Genomic DNA, 15,387 nt, shown 5'->3' on the forward strand with positions numbered 1-15,387 from the left:
AAAAAGAGGGCGGGCGGAAGACGATGGACGTGTTGCCACTGCTGTTGCTGGTCGCGGGGAGCGCGGCGATCGCCGGGGCCGCTCGCCGCACCCCGGTCCCGGCCCCCCTGCTGATCGTCGCCGTGGCCCTGCTGGTCTCGTACATCCCCGGAGTGCCGACGTACGAACTCGACCCCGACGTCGTGCTCCCGCTGGTGCTGCCCCCGCTGCTGTACACGGCGGCCACCGACAGCTCCTACCTCGACCTGAGGGCCCAGTTGAGGCCCGTCGCGCTGTTGTCGGTCGGGTACGTCCTCTTCGCCACCCTCGTGGTCGGCTGGGCCGCGTATCTGCTCGTACCGGGCCTGCCGCTGCCCGCGGCGCTGGTGTTCGGCGCCGTGGTGGCACCGCCGGACGCGGTGGCCGCGACGGCCGTGGCCCGCCGCGTGGGACTGCCCTCACGGATCACCACGATCCTTCAGGGCGAGTCCCTGGTGAACGACGCGACCGCGATCACCGCCTACAAGGTGGCGCTCGCGGCGGCGGTCGGCGAGGGCGCGACCTGGGCGGGCGGTGTCCGCGAGTTCCTGCTCGCGGCGGTCGGCGGGGTCGTCGTCGGGCTCGTGCTGATGATCCCCATCCACTGGCTGCGCACCCACATGAACGAGGCGCTCCTCCAGAACACCCTCTCCCTGCTGATCCCCTTCGTCGCCTACGGCATCGCCGAGCAGTTCCACGCCTCCGGTGTGCTCGCGGTGGTCGTCGTCGCGCTCTACCTCGGACACCGCTCCTGGGAGGTGGACTTCGCGACCCGGCTCCAGGAGGAGGCGGTGTGGAAGATGGTCGCCTTCGTCCTGGAGTCCGCGGTGTTCGCGCTGATCGGACTCCAGCTCCCGGTCGTCCTCAAGGGCCTCGGTGCCTACGAGGGGACGACCGCCGCCTGGTACGCCCTCGCCCTCTTCCTCGTCGTCGTCGTGACCCGCTTCGTGTGGGTGTACCCCGCCACCTTCCTGCCCCGCCTCCTGTCGGCGCGCATCCGCGAACGCGAGGCCAACCCCACCTGGAAGGGGCCGTTCGTCATCGGCTGGGCCGGCATGCGCGGCGTCGTCTCGCTCGCCATCGCCTTCTCCGTCCCGCTCACCGTGGACGGCGGCGATCCCTTCCCCGAGCGCAACCTGATCCTCTTTCTGACCTTCACCACCGTCATCGGCACCCTGGTCGTGCAGGGCCTGACCCTGCCCCCGCTCATCCGGCTGCTGAAACTGCCGGGACGCGACACGCAGGCCGAGACCCTCGCCGAGGCCAACGCCCAGGCGCAGGCCTCCCGCGCCGCCGAGGAGCGCCTCGACGAACTCCTCGCCGACGAGCGCAACGCCCTGCCCCCACCGCTCGCCGAGCGCCTGCGCACGGTCATGGAGCGGCGCCGCAACGCCGTCTGGGAGCGGCTCGGCGCGGTCAACCCGGTCACCGGCGAGACTGCGGACGACACCTACCGCCGGCTCTCCCGCGAGATGATCGGCACCGAGCGCGACGTCTTCGTCAAGCTGCGCGACCACCGCTACATCGACGACGAGATGCTGCGCACGCTGCTGCGCCGGCTGGACCTGGAGGAGGCGGCGGCCTACCGGGAGGCGGCCTGAGGTCCGGTCCCCGGGGCGGGGAACGGCGCTCCGGTGATCACCGCCGCCACCGTCGTGCCGCGCGGGAACGCCCCTTCCTCGGCGAGGGCGACAAGTCCGTAGAGCATCTTGGCGACATAGAGACGTTCGACGGGCAGCCCGTGCCGCTGCTCGAAGTCCTCGGCGAAGGCGTCGAGTTCGGCGGTGGTGCGGGCGTAGCCGCCGAAGTGGAAGCGGTCGTCGAGGGACCAGTTCCCGCGCCGGGCACCGAACGCGGCCGTCTGGAGGGCCGTCGTGCCGGCGTCGAGGAAGCCGCCGCGCAGGACCGGGACGCCCAGCGCCCGCTGGCCGGGGGCGAGGCCCGCGGCCATCCCCGCGAGGGTGCCGCCGGTGCCGCAGGCGAGGGCGGCCACGTCGATGCCGTCCTCGTCGCGCAGCTCCTCGCCGAGTGCCCGGCAGCCGCGCACGGCGAGGGCGTTGCTGCCGCCCTCGGGCACGACGTACGCGTCCTCGGCGCCCGTCGCCCGCAGGATCCCGGCCAGCGTCCGGGGTTCCGTCTTGTGCCGGTACGTCGATCTGTCGACGAAGTGAAGGCGCATGCCGTCGGCGGCGCAGCGGGCCAGTGAGGGGTTCAGGGGGCGGTCGGCCAGTTCCTGGCCGCGGACCACGCCCAGCGTGGGCAGGCCCAGGAGGCGGCCCGCGGCGGCGGTGGCGCGCAGATGGTTCGAGTAGGCCCCGCCGAAGGTGACCAGCGTGCGGCCCGCCGCCGCTTCGAGGTTCGGCGTCAGCTTGCGCCACTTGTTGCCGATCAGCTCCGGGTGGATCAGGTCGTCCCGCTTCAGCACCAGCCGCACGCCGTGCCGCGCGAACCGCTCGTCCCCGGCCTCCGCCAACGGCGACGGGAGCCGCGGCGGGGGGCCGACGGGAGCGGGAGTCCCGCGCGGGGTGCGCGGGCCCACGGGAGGGGCCGTGACGGCCGGGTGCGGCACGGCACGCGCGGTGCGGGAGTCCGAGGGACCGGCCGTGACCGCCGGGTCCGCCTCCGCAGGGTCCGCGGGGCGGGCGGCGCGGCGCGGGGCGGCCGGGTCGGGGGCTTCCGGGTCGCCGGAGGCGGGCCCGGTGCGGCCCGGGCCGCCGTCCGGGGTGTCGGGGCTGGTCACGGGTCCATTGTCGGACACCTGTCCGGGACGGCCGGACGCGGGAGCCCGCGGCGCCGGCCGCCCCCGTCCGGCCCGCGGCGCCTCAACTCACTTCAGCAGCTCGCGGACGCGGCCCCGCAGCGAGTTCATCGTGAAGCCCCGCGGGTCCACCTTCCCCGGCTGCCACTCCAGGTGGCCGATGACCGAGCGCTCCGTCCAGCCGTGGAACCGGCAGATCGCGGCGGAGACCTTGGCGATGGCGTCGAGCTGCGCCTCGGGCCACGGGTCCTTGCCGTCGCCGAGGTTCTCGCACTCGAAGCCGTAGAAGTGGCGGTTGCCGTCGGTGTTCGCCTCGTTGTCGTGCGGCAGCGCCTTCTCGGCGATCACCGCGCGCAGCACGTCGTCGTCGCCGAGGCCCGCGTGGTTGGCGCGGCCGTAGCCGACCAGGTGCAGGACGCCGTCCTTGGTGATGACCCCGTGGCACAGCGGTCCGGGCAGGTCCTCGCGGCCCTCGCGGCACAGCCCGACCGTGAGCGCGCCGCCCGAGGTCACGGTGTGGTGGATCATCACCCCGTGCACCGGCCCCCACGGGCCCTTGTGATTGCGGTTGTGATGCTCCCAGTCGCCGACCTCGACGACATGGACTCCTTCGTCCCTGATCCGGTCGAGGAACCTGCCCGCGGACATGGGCGATGCCATGGCCGACTCCTTCGCGCTGTTCGTCGGCCGCCCTGCCGCGGCCGTCTGGTACCGCAGCTTCTATATCCGGCCGGGTGGCCGGAACCAGCCGTTCGCACAGCGTGCGAGCCGATCCGGTCAGCCCGGGAGAAGCGGAATCTGCCCTCCCTGCCCACGTCCGGAGTGATCCATTCCCCCTCATTCGTGTAATGGCATCAGCACACACAGTGATGAAAGGCTTGGCCGCGAAGATCAGTGCACGACCGGGAGGGCAATTTTCATGTCGGTAGGCGAAGAGGTCCGCGCGGAGCAGAACCGTCCGCAGCAGAGTCTCGGCACATCAGCCGCGCGGAACCTGGCCACCACCACCAAGTCCGCGCCACAGATGCAGGAGATCAGCTCACGGTGGCTGCTGCGCATGCTTCCGTGGGTGAACGTGCAAGGTGGCACGTACCGCGTGAACCGGCGGCTCAGCTACTCCGTGGGCGACGGACGCGTGACGTTCGTCAAGACGGGCGACCGCGTCCAGGTCATCCCCGCGGAGCTCGGAGAACTGTCCGTGCTGCGGTCGTACGAGGACCACGACGTGCTGGGCGAGCTCGCCCAGCGGTGCCAGCAGCGGGAGTTCGCACCGGGGGAGGTGCTGACCTCGTTCGGCAGCCGGGCCGAGGAGGTGTTCCTCCTGGCGCACGGCAAGGTCGAGAAGATCGGCACCGGCCCCTACGGCGGCGACACGGTGCTCGGTGTCCTCGCCGACGGCGCGTACTTCGGCGAACAGGCACTCATCGACCCGGAGGCCATCTGGGAGTACACGGCCCGCGCGGTGACGGCGGTGACCGTGCTCGTACTGCCCCGCCAGGACCTCGAACAGGTGGCGGAGCGTTCCGAGTCCCTGAACGAACACCTTCAGGAACTGCGCGCGATTCCGTCGCAGCGCACCAACAAGTACGGCGAGAAGGAGATCGACCTCGCGGCCGGCCACACCGGTGAGCAGGACATCCCGGGCACCTTCGTGGACTACGAGGCGGCCCCGCGCGAGTACGAACTGAGCATCGCCCAGACCGTCCTGCGCCTGCACACACGCGTGGCGGATCTCTACAACCAGCCGATGAACCAGACCGAGCAGCAGTTGCGGCTCACCGTGGAGGCGTTGAAGGAGCGCCAGGAGCACGAGCTCATCAACAACCGCGAGTTCGGCATGCTCAACAACTGCGAGTACGACCAGCGGCTCCAGCCGCACGACGGCGTACCGGGCCCGGACGACATGGACGAGCTGCTCAGCCGTCGCCGCGGCACCAAGCTGTTCCTCGCCCATCCGCGCGCGATCTCCGCGTTCGGCCGGGAGCTGAACAAGCGCGGGCTCGTCCCCGAGAGCATCGAGATGGCCGGGAACCGCATCCCGACCTGGCGGGGCGTGCCGATCTTCCCGTGCAACAAGATCCCCGTCAGCGACGCCCGTACGACCTCGATCATCGCCATGCGTACCGGCGAGGCCGAACAGGGAGTGGTCGGGCTCCAGCAGGCGGGCATCCCGGACGAGATCGAGCCGAGCCTGTCGGTGCGCTTCATGGGCATCAACGAACAGGCGATCATCTCCTACCTGGTGACGGCGTACTACTCGGCCGCGGTACTCGTGCCGGACGCGCTCGGCATCCTGGAGAACGTCGAGATCGGGCGCTGGCGGTGACGTTCCGCCGAGCGGAGCCCGGTGTGGTCCCGCCTCCCGGGGCGGGACCACACCGGGGACACGCGCCCGCGCACGGCGGCCTCCTCGGCGCCACCGTCAGCAGGTGTTCCGGAGCGATCGAGCGGGTGAGGACATGACGACCCGGACACGGCAGGGACCGGCCGGAATCCCCGGCGGACGGCGCCCGACGAGGCCTTCGGACCGACGGGGTCCCGGCCCGAGCCCCATGGAGAGACCGGAGAGGCCGGACAGACCGGGCTCGCCGGGCCCGCTCGACGCGCAGGAGGCCGCGGTCGTCCTGGAGCGGGCGCGGGCGTGCGTCGACCCCGAGCTGCGCCGGGCGGTCGACTCGCTGCCGGGCTCCATGCGCCGGATCGCGCTATACCACTTCGGCTGGGAGCAGGCGGACGGCACCCCGGCGGCGGGGAACGCCGGCAAGGCCATCCGGCCGGCGCTGGTACTGACCGCGGTCCAGGCGCTCGGCGGACAGCGCGAGGCGGCCGTACGGGCGGCCGCCGCGGTGGAGCTGATCCACAACTTCACCCTGCTGCACGACGACGTGATGGACCGGGACACCACCCGCAGACACCGTCCCACCGCGTGGACCGTGTTCGGCGACGCCGACGCGATCCTCGCCGGGGACGCCCTCCAGGCCCTGGCCCTGGGGATGCTCGCCGAGGACCCGCACCCCGCGTCCTCGGCCGCCGCGGCGCGGCTCGCGGGCTGCGTCGTCGAACTGTGCGCGGGACAGCACACGGACACGGCCATGGAGAAGCTCGGCCCGCACGAGGTCACCCTCGACGAGTGCCTCGCCATGGCCGAGGCGAAGACGGGCGCCCTGCTCGGCAGCGCCTGCGCCATCGGCGGGCTGTACGCGGGGGCGGGTACCGAGGACGTCGAGGCTCTCGACGCGTTCGGCCGGGAGGCGGGACTCGCGTTCCAGCTCATCGACGACGTGATCGGGATCTGGGGAGACCCGGGCCGCACCGGCAAACCGGCCGGGGCGGACCTCGCCGCCCGCAAGAAGTCGCTGCCCGTGGTCGCCGCGCTCACCTCGGGCACCCCGGCGGCCGCCGAACTCGCCGAGCTGTACGCGGCGCCCTACCGGGAAGGGGAGCTGGAGCGCACGGTGCTGGCAGTCGAGCGGGCGGGCGGGCGTGACTGGGCGCAGGTCCAGGCGGCCGACCGGATGTCCCGGGCGATGCACGAACTGTCCCGCGCGGTGCCGGACCCCGAGGCGGCGGGCGGCCTTCTCGCACTCGCCGAGTTCGTCACGCGGCGCAGCACCTGACCGGTTCCGGTGCCGCTGGTCGACGGCCCCGGAACCCCGGGCACCGTACGGAACCTGACATCCGTGCGGTGCCCGGCTCCGCGTGCCGGCGCGGGGGCGTAATAGGCTCAACCGCCGTACGGTCGAGGCTGGTTGGGGCGAAGGGTGGGGCTGGTCATGGGTGTGGCGATCCGGGTGGCGGGCGAGGCGGACCGGGAGCTGGTCGTCCGGCTGCTGGACGAGGCCTTCCAGGACGATCCGGTGAGCAACTGGGTCTTCCCCGACCCGGCGCAGCGCCGGGCGAAGCACCCCGGGCTGATGGCGGCCTTCACCGATGTGGTGCTCGCCGAGGGGCGCGTCGATCTGGCCGAGGACGGTTCGGCGTGCGCCCTGTGGCTGTCCGTCCCCGCCGCCGGGAACCACGACGGCGCGGGCGGGAACCAGGGGGACGGCGAAGGCGACGGGGCGGACGAGGACGGTCCGTCGCAGCTCCGCGAGGCCGTCGACCCGGACAACGAACGCGTCGAGCTGATCGGCCGGCTGACGGCCGGCATCCACCCCGAGGGGCGGGCCCACGCCTACCTGTGGATGATCGGGGTGACGCCGGAACGCCAGGGCGAGGGCCTCGGCCGCGCGCTCATCGAGTCGGTCCTCGACCGCTGCGACCGCGAGGGACTGGCCGCCTACCTGGAGGCGAGCAACGCCCGCAGCCGCGCCCTGTACGAACGGCTCGGCTTCGCGCTCTCGGGCCGCCCCCTCGACCTGCCGGACGGCCCGCGGATGTGGCCGATGTGGCGCGAGCCGCGTCCCGGGGGACCGGCACGGGCCTAGGCCGGGAGCAGGAGGCCGGGGCCGGGGCCGGGCCTTGTTCTGGACGTACGACAGGAAGCGGTGGGTCCGCCGTCCTACCCTGAAGGCATGGGCACGGATGAGCATGTATGTCCAGAATGCGGGCAACCGGTCGCCACGGTCGTGCACCGGTACAAGACTCTGGGCGCCTGGGTGCCCAGATGGGGTCCGGGACCCTGCCGCAACCCGGACTGCGCGGCCTACGCGGACGAGCCAGGACACGGACACGGCCGACGCGAGGGCCAAGGGCAAGGCCAAGGCGGGGGCGAGGGCCAGGGGCGGGATCTGCCGGAGGAGGCCGCGGCGGAGCCGTCCTGACGCACGCCGGACACCGCCGCACGAGGTCGTGAAAAGTCGTGCGGGGAACGTGTAGAGAAACGTGGGCCGGCTCCGACGTCCCCTGTGAGAGCCGCCCACGACGGGCGGTCCGAGCCGAGGAAGCCGAAGGAGCGGACTCATGAAGTACCTGGTGATGGTGCAGGGCACGCAGGCCGACTACGAGGGCATGCGGGGCAACGCCTCCGAGCAGGCGCCGGCCTGGAGCGAGCAGGAACTGCAGGCCATGTACGCCTACATGGGCGCGATCGGCGACGACCTCTCCGAGTCCGGCGAGCTCGTCGACGCCCAGGGACTGACCGACCCCGCGCGGGCCCGCCAGGTGTCCCTGGACGCGGACGGCAAGGCCGTGATCACCGACGGCCCGTACAGCGAGACCAAGGAGCTGATGGCCGGCTACTGGGTGGTCGACTGCGCGAGCCTGGAGCGGGTCACCGAGATCGCCGAGCGGGTCACCCGTTGCCCCGGCCCCGAGGGCCAGACCGGCCACCCGGTGGTCATCCGGCCCGTCCAGGAGGGGGCCGGGGACATCTGAGCGGGATGAGGGACACGACCGACGTCGAGGACCTGCTGCGCCGCCACGCGCCGCAGGTCCTCGGCGCGCTCGTCCGCCGCTACGGGCATTTCGACTCGGCCGAGGACGCGACACAGGAGGCGCTGCTCGCGGCCGCCGGGCAATGGCCGGAGAAGGGTGTGCCGGACAATCCGCGTGGATGGCTGATCAAGGTCGCCTCGCGCCGGCTCGTCGACGCCCTGCGCGCGGAGGAGGCACGGCGTCTGCGGGAGGAGAGGGCCGCGGCGCTGACACCGCGGGACGCCTTCACGGCGCCGCCGCCGGGCTCGGACCGCGCCCCGTCGCTGGACGACACCCTCTCCCTGCTCTTCCTGTGCTGCCATCCCGCGCTGTCCCCGGCCGCGCAGATCGCCCTCACCCTGCGCGCGGTCGGCGGCCTGACCACGGCGGAGATCGCGCGGGCGTACCTGGTGCCCGAGGCGACCATGGCGCAGCGGATCAGCCGGGCCAAGCAGCGGATCCGGGGGGTAGGTCTCGGCCGCCCCGACCACTGGGAGGAACGGCTTCCCGCGGTCCTGCACACGCTCTACCTGATCTTCAACGAGGGCTACACGGCGACCTCGGGCTCGGCCCTCCAGCGCGTCGAACTCGCCCATGAGGCGATCCGGCTGACCCGCACGGTCCGGCAACTGCTGCCGGAGGACGGCGAGGTGACCGGACTGCTCGCGCTGATGCTGCTCACCGACGCCCGGCGCGCGGCGCGGACCGGGCCGCACGGAGAACTCGTCCCCCTCGACGAACAGGACCGCACCCGCTGGGACAGGGCGGCGATCGAGGAGGGGGTGACCCTGGTGACCGAGGCGCTGGCGCTGGGACCGGCGGGCCCGTACGCGCTCCGCGCCGCGATCGCCGCGGTCCACGACGAGGCGCCGTCGGCGGAGGCGACGGACTGGACCGAGATCCTCGGCCTGTACGACCTCCTCGTCCGCCGGGTCCCGGGTCCCGTCGAACACCTCAACCGCGCGGTCGCCGTGGCCATGGTGCACGGGCCGCGTGCCGCTCTCGCCGAACTCGACCGGCTGGAGGGGGAGTCGGCGGCCGGGCACCGGCTGGACGCGGTCCGGGCCCACCTGCTGGAGCGCGCGGGCGACCCGGACGCGGCGCGTGAGGCCTACGCGTCGGCGGCGGCCAAGACCCTCAGCCTGCCCGAGCGCCGCTATTTGGAGGTGCGGGCGGCCCGGCTGCGTGCGTAGCGTTGTCCGCATGTCCGAACCTCTGCTGCATCTGACCGAGCGTTCCCTGTGGGACGCGGCCCGCGCGTCGGGCACCTACGAGAGATCCACCCGCGGCCGGACCCTCCAGGAAGAGGGCTTCATCCACTGCTCGCTGCGCCGCCAACTCCCCGCCGTGGCCGCCACGGTGTACGGCTCCTACACCGGACCCGACGAACTCGTGGTCCTCGTGATCGACGCCGGACGGCTCACGGCGCCGGTCCGCTTCGAGGCGATGGATCCCGGCGGCGAGGAATTCCCGCACGTCTACGGGCCGATCGCGGTGGAGGCGGTCGTGGACGTGGAGGCATGGGACCGGGGCGCCGCGGCTCGGGCCTGACCCGAGCGTGTGTGCCGGGCCTGATCCTAGGGGGCGTGCCACGGCCCCTAGGGCAGGCTGCCCGTCGCGGGATCGCGGCCCGTCAGGCAGTAGGTGCCGCCGACGGGGTCCCGCATCACCGTCCACCGCGCGCCCCGGCCGACCGCCGTCGCGCCCAGGGCTTCGTGGTGGGCCCGGACCGCGTCGACGTCCGAGCAGGCGAGGTCCAGGTGGGCCGAGGTGGGACGTTCGGTGCCCAGGCGTTGCAGCAGGATGCGCAGCGGCAGCCCGGCGGGCGGCCTGATCAGATGGAACTCGGGGAGCGCTCCGGGGAGGGACTCCCACCCCGTGAGCTCGCTCCAGAAGACGGTCTCGGCGTCGTACACGCCCGGCGCCAGGTCGATGCTCACCTGGTCCAGCCGGCTTGTCGTCCCGTCCGGTCCCTCGGTCACCGGCGGCCGCGCCGATTCACCGTTCCACGGCACCGCGCAGAACAACTGCCCGCCGGGGGAGCGCAGTACGGCCCACCCGTCGTGGTCCGCGACGACCGCGGCACCCAGCCGCAGCGCCCACTCCACCAGCCCCGCTACGTCCTCCACGGACAGGTCGAGATGAGCGCCCCCGACACCCTGGGCCTTCACGCACGCGTCCCCCTCGCCGGGCAGCAGCGTCACGAACTCGCCCTGACTGCCCCGGGGTTCGGACGGCTTCGTGCCGGTGACCGCCGTCCAGAAGCCGAGGGCCCGTCCGAGCTCCGCCGCGGGCCGGTCGACGAAGACGTGGGTCCACCGGACGACCGGCCTCGTGGTCACCGGGGGCTTCCCCGCCTCACCGTCCGTACGGTTCATACCGCCTCCTCGGCGATCAGGGCGCGCAGCGACGCCTTCATCCGTGCGACGAAGGCGTCGCGGGTCTCGGGGGAGAGGACGTCAAGGGAGAGATACGGGTTGAGGTCCTCCAGCTCGACGAGGAGCAGCTCGCCGCCGGGTGCCCGGCAGGCGTCCACGCGCTGGATGCCGTACGCGATGTCGTTCCACTCGACGAACCGCTGCGCGAACTCCCGGTCCCCGTCGGTCGGTTCGTACGGCTCCAGGGCCCAGCGCCGCTCCGGGTCGGGCGCGTACAGGGCGTACTGGAGGGTGTGGTCGACGAAGTAGAACGACACCTCGTAGCGGAAGTCGACGCGCGGCTGGACGAGGAGGTCGCCGAACGGCAGGGAGGCGAGTTTCTCGCGCGGAACGAACTCCAGGCCGATGGAGTCCGCCCCCTGCCTCGGTTTCACCACGTACATGGCGGCCTCGGGCAGCAGGTCCAGGTCCTGTGCCCGGTCGACGGTCGGAATGACGGGGAACCCGGCCGCGGTCAGCTCCAGCAGATAGTCCTTGCCGGCCATGTCCCCCTTGCCGGAGAGCTGGTTGTAGACGCGGACCCCCTCCGCGAGCGCCCGTTCGCGGAACGCGTCGTACGCGGCCTGGTAGTGCAGGACGGGCCCGCTGTTGCGTACGACCACGGCGTCGAAGCCGGCCATCAGCGCGGCCGCGTCCAGCGGGTGGCACACGGCGATGTCGAAGTCCTCGCGCAGCCGGGAGGTCAGGGCGATGTCCTCGTCGCAGTACCGCCGCCCCTTGGCCGGATAGGCCAGGTCGCTGACGAACAGGACGCGGGGGCGGGCGGACGGCACGGATGGCTCCTCGAAGCGTTCGGACGGTTCGTCCCGCGGGCCGGTCATGGCCGCGGAACACGGACGTAGTGTCCCTCCCCCGTGATCCCGGCCTCCTGTCGCCTCCGTCAGCGGGCGGCGCGCTTCTCCGCGAAGCGCAGGAGGTTGCCCGCCGGGTCGCGGAAGGCACAGTCCCGCAGGCCGTACGGCTGGTTCTCGGGCTCCTGGACGACGTCGGCGCCCGAGGCGCGGACCCGCTCGAAGAGCTCGTCGCAGTCGGTCGTCGAGAAGATCACTCCGCGCAGCATCCCCTTGGCCAGCAGTTCGGCCATGGCCTGCTTGTCCGCGGGAGAGGAGTCCGGGTCCGCCCCCGGGGGCTCCAGGACGATCTCCACATCCGGCTGGAGAGGCGAGCCGACGGTGACCCAGCGCATTCCCTCGAACCCGACGTCACCCCGTACCTCCAGGCCCAGCACGTCACGGTAGAAGGCGAGCGCCTTGTCGTGGTCGTCGACGGAGATGAAGCACTGGGACAGTTTCAGATCCATGCGTCCAACCTAGAGCCTGCCGTTCGCGTCACGCGGCCGGACGGGGAGAGGACGGGCCCCGACAGGCACTAGAGACGCGTCCCCGGTTCCGCCTCCGGGTTGCGGTGGCGGTCCGGGCGGGTGAGCCGGCGGGCCACGCACGAGGGGATGGGGGCGCCGTGGTCGTGCGGGCGGGCCCGGTACGCGCTCGGGGTCTCGCCCACCAGCTCCGTGAACCGCGAGCTGAACGAGCCGAGCGAGGTGCAGCCCACCGCGAAGCACACCTCGGTCACCGTCAGGTCGCCGCGCCGCAGCAGAGCCTTCGCGCGCTCGATCCGCCGGGTCATCCGATAGGTGTACGGCGTTTCGCCGAACGCCTCCCGGAAACTGCGCTGGAAGTGTCCGGGCGACATCAGCGCGGTGCGCGCGAGCGTGGCCATGTCCCACGGCTCGGCGTACTCGCGGTTCATCCGGTCACGCGCCTGCCGCAGCCGGACCAGGTCTTCGAGCGGTCGGGGATTCGCCACCTCCCCAGAATGGCACACGGACCGCCGCCCCCCGGGGGATCACTGGCCCGGGGGACGGCGGTGGTCGTGCGTACGCGGGGGTGTCCGTGCCGTCAGGCGGCGAGGACCTTGGCCTTGGCCTTCTCGAACTCCTCGGCCGTGATGTGGCCGTGGTTCTTGAGGTCCGCGAGCTTCGCCAGTTCGTCGGCCTTGCCGGTGGTACCGGCGGTCTCGCGGATGTAGGAGTTCATGTCTTCCTGGTTCTTCTGGATGCGCTTCATCTCGCGCTCACCCATTCCGCGGCCCCGTGCGATCAGGTACACGAAGATGCCCAGGAAGGGCAGGATGACGACGAAGACGCACCAGCCCGACTTGCCCCAGCCGCTCAGCGAGTCGTCGCGGAAGATGTCCCCGATGACGCGGAAGAGCAGCATGAACCAGAGGATCCAGAGGAAGAACCACATCGTGGTCCAGAAGACGTTCAGCAGGGGGTAGTCCGCTGCCAGATTGAGCGTCGAGCCGTTCATGGTCGAACTCCTGTCGGTTGTGCGACATCTCCGCGGGCGTGACGTCTTGCTTCGGCTCCAGAGTGCGGTCACCCCCCGCCCCGGCGGATCACCCTCCGCGGGTGAGCTCGCGGATCGGCCCCAGCGGGTCACCCCGGAGGCCCCGGCGGGCCGCTCATCCGTCGACCCGAGGCGCCTCGCGCTCCTCCGCGAGGGCGTCCCGGAGGCGGGGGAACCGGGCGTCGAGCTCCTCGTCCACCCAGGTCAGCCGCCTGGTGAGGGGCGCCCCGCCGCGGCCCGCCCCGCGCAGGTCCTCCAGGAGGGTCCGGAGGCGGATCAGGACCATCGGGGAGTTCCTGGCGGCCGGGATCACCTCGTCGACGGCGGTCCGCAGGAAGTCCTCCCAGCCCGGCAGCGGGACGACCACGCGAAGGCTGCCCGCGCGGTCGGCGATCTCGCGGGGCCGGGCCCGCGCCGGGACCGGCCGGCGCAGCAGATCGTCCACGGCGTCCAGGGCCTGGACCGCCGTGGCGGGGTCGTTGACCGCCGGGGACAGCGCCCTGAGCGCGATGTCGGCGAGCAGCCGGAAGGCGAGTCCGGGGTCCTGGTCGAAGACGCGTTCGGCGCCGGTCTCCAGGCCGCGCAGCACGGCGGAGGCGGACAGTTCGCCGCCGTACACCTCGGCGACGGCCGTGCCCTGCTGCACGGTGGTGCCGGGCGTCACCCGGAGCACGACGACCGCGTCCGCCGCCCGGGCCGCGCCCGCCAGCAGGTCCTCGTCCACGCGTTGCAGCACCGCGCCGCCCTTCGGCCAGCGGACCGTCGAATGCGGCCCGCCCGGACCGGCCGGGTCTCCCAGGTCTCCCCGGGTGCCCGGGTACAGGACGTCGAGGCTGTGCCGGCCCCGTTCCGTGATGGAGCCGAGCACCGGGGCCAGCTGGATCGCGGCGACGGCCCGCAGCAGGAGGGCGCGCAGCAGCGTCAGCAGCAGGAGCAGCAGGACGCCCGCGCTGATCGGCACGACCACCGAGACCTCGTCCCGGTTGGCGATGGTCAGGGCCGCGGTGGCACAGAAGACGGTCAGCCCGACGGCGAAGGCGAACGTCCGCCACACGATCGGGGCGTCCCGGAAAAGGGTGAGCCGCGGGGTGAAGGTGGTGGCCGCCCACTGCACCACCAGGAACAGCACGGAGAAGATCACGGTGGCCGCGCCGAGCACCCCGAAGCCCGTCGCGAGCAGCATCTCGGCCACCTGGCGGGACGGCAGCGCGGGCCCTCGGGTGAACTCCGGGACGAGGAGGCCGAGGCCCAGTCCGATGCCGATGAACAGCAGTTGGAGGAGGCCCGCGCGCCACCACCGCCGACGGCGGAACGCGGCGTGGCCGGTGCGGACGGAGGTGCCCCGGCCGGCTGCGGCGAGAGCGTTCATCGGACATCCTCCGAGGCGGTCCCGGGGGCCGCCGGAACGCGGACCCGCCTGCCCAGGTTCGCCGCCCGCGCGGCCACCCGCATCACCCGTCGAAGGTGAGCCCCCGCGCGGCGAGGGCCCGCTCACCCTTTTTTCGGCCTTTTTCGTCGCCCGGAGGGCGGAGCGCCGGGGTACGGGTGGAAGGTGGAGTGGCGAGGGTGTGAGCGGGAGAGTTCCGAGGTGGGCGGATGTCGCCCGCACCGGGGGATGTCACATCGGTGCGGGCGGCCGACGATGGCAGGGCTACGCAGCGGACTCCGCGCCCCGGCCCCGAGGGAAGTGCTTGTATGCGCTATGAATTCCGCATCGCCGGCATTGTTTCGGACACGCTCGCCTCGGCCTTTTCCGAACTCGACAAGGTCCGTACGAAGGAGCAGACCCTGTTCTTCGGCACCGTGATCGACGACGCCCATCTCTACGGACTGCTCACCCGGTTCCAGGCCCTGGGCCTTCGGGTGATCGAGATGCGTCAGCTTCCCGTGTGACCGAGGGACGCCCACCGCCCCAGGAAAGCAGTACGCACCCGGACCGTCGGGCCGCCGGGAACGGCGGCCCGACGGTCCGGGTGCGTACAGACGGGCGACGCGATCCGCGCGGACGCGGCTCGGACGGCCCGGACGAAGGTCAGGCCTTCTTGGTCTCCCAGAAGATCTTGTCGATCTGGGCGATGTAGTCCAGCGCCTTCTGGCCCGTCGCCGGGTCGGTGGACGCCTTCGCGGCCGAGAGGGCCTTGAGGGCGTCGTTGACCAGCTGGTGCAGCTCCGGGTACTTCTCGAAGTGCGGGGGCTTGAAGTAGTCGCTCCAGAGCACCGACACGTGGTGCTTGGCGAGCTCGGCGCGCTGCTCCTTGATGACCGTGGCGCGAGCCTGGAAGTGCGGGTCGTCGTTGCCGGCCATCTTGTCCTGAACGGCCTTGACCGACTCCGCCTCGATGCGGGCCTGGGCCGGGTCGTACACGCCGCAGGGCAGGTCGCAGTGCGCGCTGACCTTGACCTTGGGGGCAAACAGGCGGGAGAGCATTGAGCTGTCCTTCCTCGTGATCGTCTTCTCAGGTGGGAC

The 15,387-nt window shown here is 72.3% G+C and carries 17 protein-coding genes; 8 read left to right on the forward strand and 9 right to left on the reverse strand.

All coding sequences use genetic code 11. The features are described 5' to 3' along the window. Positions 1-23 precede the first annotated feature (23 nt). Positions 24-1,619, forward strand: a complete 1,596-nt coding sequence (locus tag OG485_RS28435; protein ID WP_328671345.1) for a Na+/H+ antiporter — start codon at positions 24-26, stop codon at positions 1,617-1,619. Here the strand turns inward: OG485_RS28435 and OG485_RS28440 are convergent. Continuing rightward, positions 1,601-2,557: a 1-aminocyclopropane-1-carboxylate deaminase/D-cysteine desulfhydrase gene (locus tag OG485_RS28440; protein ID WP_328674700.1), complete on the reverse strand. Its 957-nt coding sequence runs from the start codon at positions 2,555-2,557 to the stop codon at positions 1,601-1,603. The genes OG485_RS28435 and OG485_RS28440 overlap by 19 nt on opposite strands. Before the next feature lie 288 nt (positions 2,558-2,845). Further along, entirely contained in the window at positions 2,846-3,436 is a 591-nt protein-coding gene (locus OG485_RS28445; RefSeq protein ID WP_326785584.1) for an N-acetylmuramoyl-L-alanine amidase, read from the reverse strand. Between the two features lie 259 nt (positions 3,437-3,695). Between OG485_RS28445 and OG485_RS28450 the strand changes: the two genes are divergently transcribed. From OG485_RS28450 to OG485_RS28480, 6 genes are all read left to right on the forward strand, one after another. Further along, positions 3,696-5,102: a family 2B encapsulin nanocompartment shell protein gene (locus OG485_RS28450; RefSeq protein ID WP_328671346.1), complete on the forward strand. Its 1,407-nt coding sequence runs from the start codon at positions 3,696-3,698 to the stop codon at positions 5,100-5,102. A 226-nt stretch (positions 5,103-5,328) separates the two neighbouring features. Then, positions 5,329-6,393, forward strand: a complete 1,065-nt coding sequence (locus OG485_RS28455) for a family 2 encapsulin nanocompartment cargo protein polyprenyl transferase (protein ID WP_328671347.1) — start codon at positions 5,329-5,331, stop codon at positions 6,391-6,393. 156 nt (positions 6,394-6,549) lie between these two features. Continuing rightward, positions 6,550-7,203: a GNAT family N-acetyltransferase gene (locus tag OG485_RS28460; protein ID WP_328671348.1), complete on the forward strand. Its 654-nt coding sequence runs from the start codon at positions 6,550-6,552 to the stop codon at positions 7,201-7,203. 475 nt (positions 7,204-7,678) lie between these two features. Continuing rightward, positions 7,679-8,092 (forward strand): YciI family protein, encoded by a 414-nt coding sequence (locus OG485_RS28470; protein ID WP_328448370.1) that lies wholly within the window; start codon positions 7,679-7,681, stop codon positions 8,090-8,092. 5 nt (positions 8,093-8,097) lie between these two features. Then, entirely contained in the window at positions 8,098-9,324 is a 1,227-nt protein-coding gene (locus OG485_RS28475) for an RNA polymerase sigma factor (RefSeq protein WP_328671350.1), read from the forward strand. Between the two features lie 10 nt (positions 9,325-9,334). Beyond that, complete coding sequence (locus OG485_RS28480) at positions 9,335-9,682, forward strand: DUF952 domain-containing protein (RefSeq protein ID WP_328671351.1); 348 nt, start codon at positions 9,335-9,337, stop codon at positions 9,680-9,682. A gap of 47 nt (positions 9,683-9,729) precedes the next feature. Here OG485_RS28480 and OG485_RS28485 read toward each other — a convergent pair whose 3' ends face one another. The 6 genes from OG485_RS28485 to OG485_RS28510 form a co-directional block, all read right to left on the reverse strand. After that, positions 9,730-10,509: a VOC family protein gene (locus OG485_RS28485; RefSeq protein WP_328671352.1), complete on the reverse strand. Its 780-nt coding sequence runs from the start codon at positions 10,507-10,509 to the stop codon at positions 9,730-9,732. Continuing rightward, positions 10,506-11,342 (reverse strand): hypothetical protein, encoded by an 837-nt coding sequence (locus OG485_RS28490; RefSeq protein ID WP_328671353.1) that lies wholly within the window; start codon positions 11,340-11,342, stop codon positions 10,506-10,508. Before OG485_RS28490 ends, OG485_RS28485 begins: the two co-directional genes overlap by 4 nt. Positions 11,343-11,449: 107 nt before the next feature. After that, complete coding sequence (locus OG485_RS28495) at positions 11,450-11,869, reverse strand: VOC family protein (protein ID WP_328671354.1); 420 nt, start codon at positions 11,867-11,869, stop codon at positions 11,450-11,452. Positions 11,870-11,937: 68 nt separating this feature from the next. Continuing rightward, the gene (locus tag OG485_RS28500) at positions 11,938-12,318 is read right to left on the reverse strand and encodes a helix-turn-helix transcriptional regulator (RefSeq protein WP_328674701.1); all 381 of its coding nucleotides are present in this window, start codon (positions 12,316-12,318) and stop codon (positions 11,938-11,940) included. Positions 12,319-12,467: 149 nt separating this feature from the next. After that, positions 12,468-12,881 (reverse strand): SHOCT domain-containing protein, encoded by a 414-nt coding sequence (locus OG485_RS28505; protein ID WP_328671355.1) that lies wholly within the window; start codon positions 12,879-12,881, stop codon positions 12,468-12,470. Between the two features lie 154 nt (positions 12,882-13,035). Continuing rightward, the gene (locus OG485_RS28510; RefSeq protein ID WP_328671356.1) at positions 13,036-14,289 is read right to left on the reverse strand and encodes a DUF2254 family protein; all 1,254 of its coding nucleotides are present in this window, start codon (positions 14,287-14,289) and stop codon (positions 13,036-13,038) included. Positions 14,290-14,615: 326 nt separating this feature from the next. Here OG485_RS28510 and OG485_RS28515 point away from each other — a divergent pair, with 326 nt between their 5' ends. Beyond that, a complete protein-coding gene (locus OG485_RS28515; RefSeq protein WP_328671357.1) occupies positions 14,616-14,813 on the forward strand; it encodes a hypothetical protein in 198 nt (65 codons plus the stop codon). Positions 14,814-14,952: 139 nt separating this feature from the next. On the opposite strand, the gene sodN is transcribed toward OG485_RS28515, so the two are convergent. After that, on the reverse strand, positions 14,953-15,348 hold the full coding sequence (gene sodN / locus OG485_RS28520) for a superoxide dismutase, Ni (protein WP_261707948.1): 396 nt from the start codon (positions 15,346-15,348) through the stop codon (positions 14,953-14,955). Positions 15,349-15,387 lie beyond the last annotated feature (39 nt).

Origin of the sequence: Streptomyces sp. NBC_00328 (genome assembly GCF_036139655.1) — a bacterium.
GTDB lineage: Bacteria > Actinomycetota > Actinomycetes > Streptomycetales > Streptomycetaceae > Streptomyces.

What these genes read in the sequence shown, in the direction of transcription:
- OG485_RS28435 (WP_328671345.1), top strand. Translation starts at nt 24, where the DNA reads ATGGACGTGTTGCCACTGCTGTTGCTGGTCGCGGGGAGCGCGGCGATC.
- OG485_RS28445 (WP_326785584.1), bottom strand. Translation starts at nt 3,436, where the DNA reads ATGGCATCGCCCATGTCCGCGGGCAGGTTCCTCGACCGGATCAGGGAC.
- OG485_RS28450 (WP_328671346.1), top strand. Translation starts at nt 3,696, where the DNA reads ATGTCGGTAGGCGAAGAGGTCCGCGCGGAGCAGAACCGTCCGCAGCAG.
- OG485_RS28455 (WP_328671347.1), top strand. Translation starts at nt 5,329, where the DNA reads ATGGAGAGACCGGAGAGGCCGGACAGACCGGGCTCGCCGGGCCCGCTC.
- OG485_RS28460 (WP_328671348.1), top strand. Translation starts at nt 6,550, where the DNA reads ATGGGTGTGGCGATCCGGGTGGCGGGCGAGGCGGACCGGGAGCTGGTC.
- OG485_RS28470 (WP_328448370.1), top strand. Translation starts at nt 7,679, where the DNA reads ATGAAGTACCTGGTGATGGTGCAGGGCACGCAGGCCGACTACGAGGGC.
- OG485_RS28475 (WP_328671350.1), top strand. Translation starts at nt 8,098, where the DNA reads ATGAGGGACACGACCGACGTCGAGGACCTGCTGCGCCGCCACGCGCCG.
- OG485_RS28480 (WP_328671351.1), top strand. Translation starts at nt 9,335, where the DNA reads ATGTCCGAACCTCTGCTGCATCTGACCGAGCGTTCCCTGTGGGACGCG.
- OG485_RS28485 (WP_328671352.1), bottom strand. Translation starts at nt 10,509, where the DNA reads ATGAACCGTACGGACGGTGAGGCGGGGAAGCCCCCGGTGACCACGAGG.
- OG485_RS28495 (WP_328671354.1), bottom strand. Translation starts at nt 11,869, where the DNA reads ATGGATCTGAAACTGTCCCAGTGCTTCATCTCCGTCGACGACCACGAC.
- OG485_RS28500 (WP_328674701.1), bottom strand. Translation starts at nt 12,318, where the DNA reads ATGAACCGCGAGTACGCCGAGCCGTGGGACATGGCCACGCTCGCGCGC.
- OG485_RS28505 (WP_328671355.1), bottom strand. Translation starts at nt 12,881, where the DNA reads ATGAACGGCTCGACGCTCAATCTGGCAGCGGACTACCCCCTGCTGAAC.
- OG485_RS28510 (WP_328671356.1), bottom strand. Translation starts at nt 14,289, where the DNA reads ATGAACGCTCTCGCCGCAGCCGGCCGGGGCACCTCCGTCCGCACCGGC.
- OG485_RS28515 (WP_328671357.1), top strand. Translation starts at nt 14,616, where the DNA reads ATGCGCTATGAATTCCGCATCGCCGGCATTGTTTCGGACACGCTCGCC.
- sodN (WP_261707948.1), bottom strand. Translation starts at nt 15,348, where the DNA reads ATGCTCTCCCGCCTGTTTGCCCCCAAGGTCAAGGTCAGCGCGCACTGC.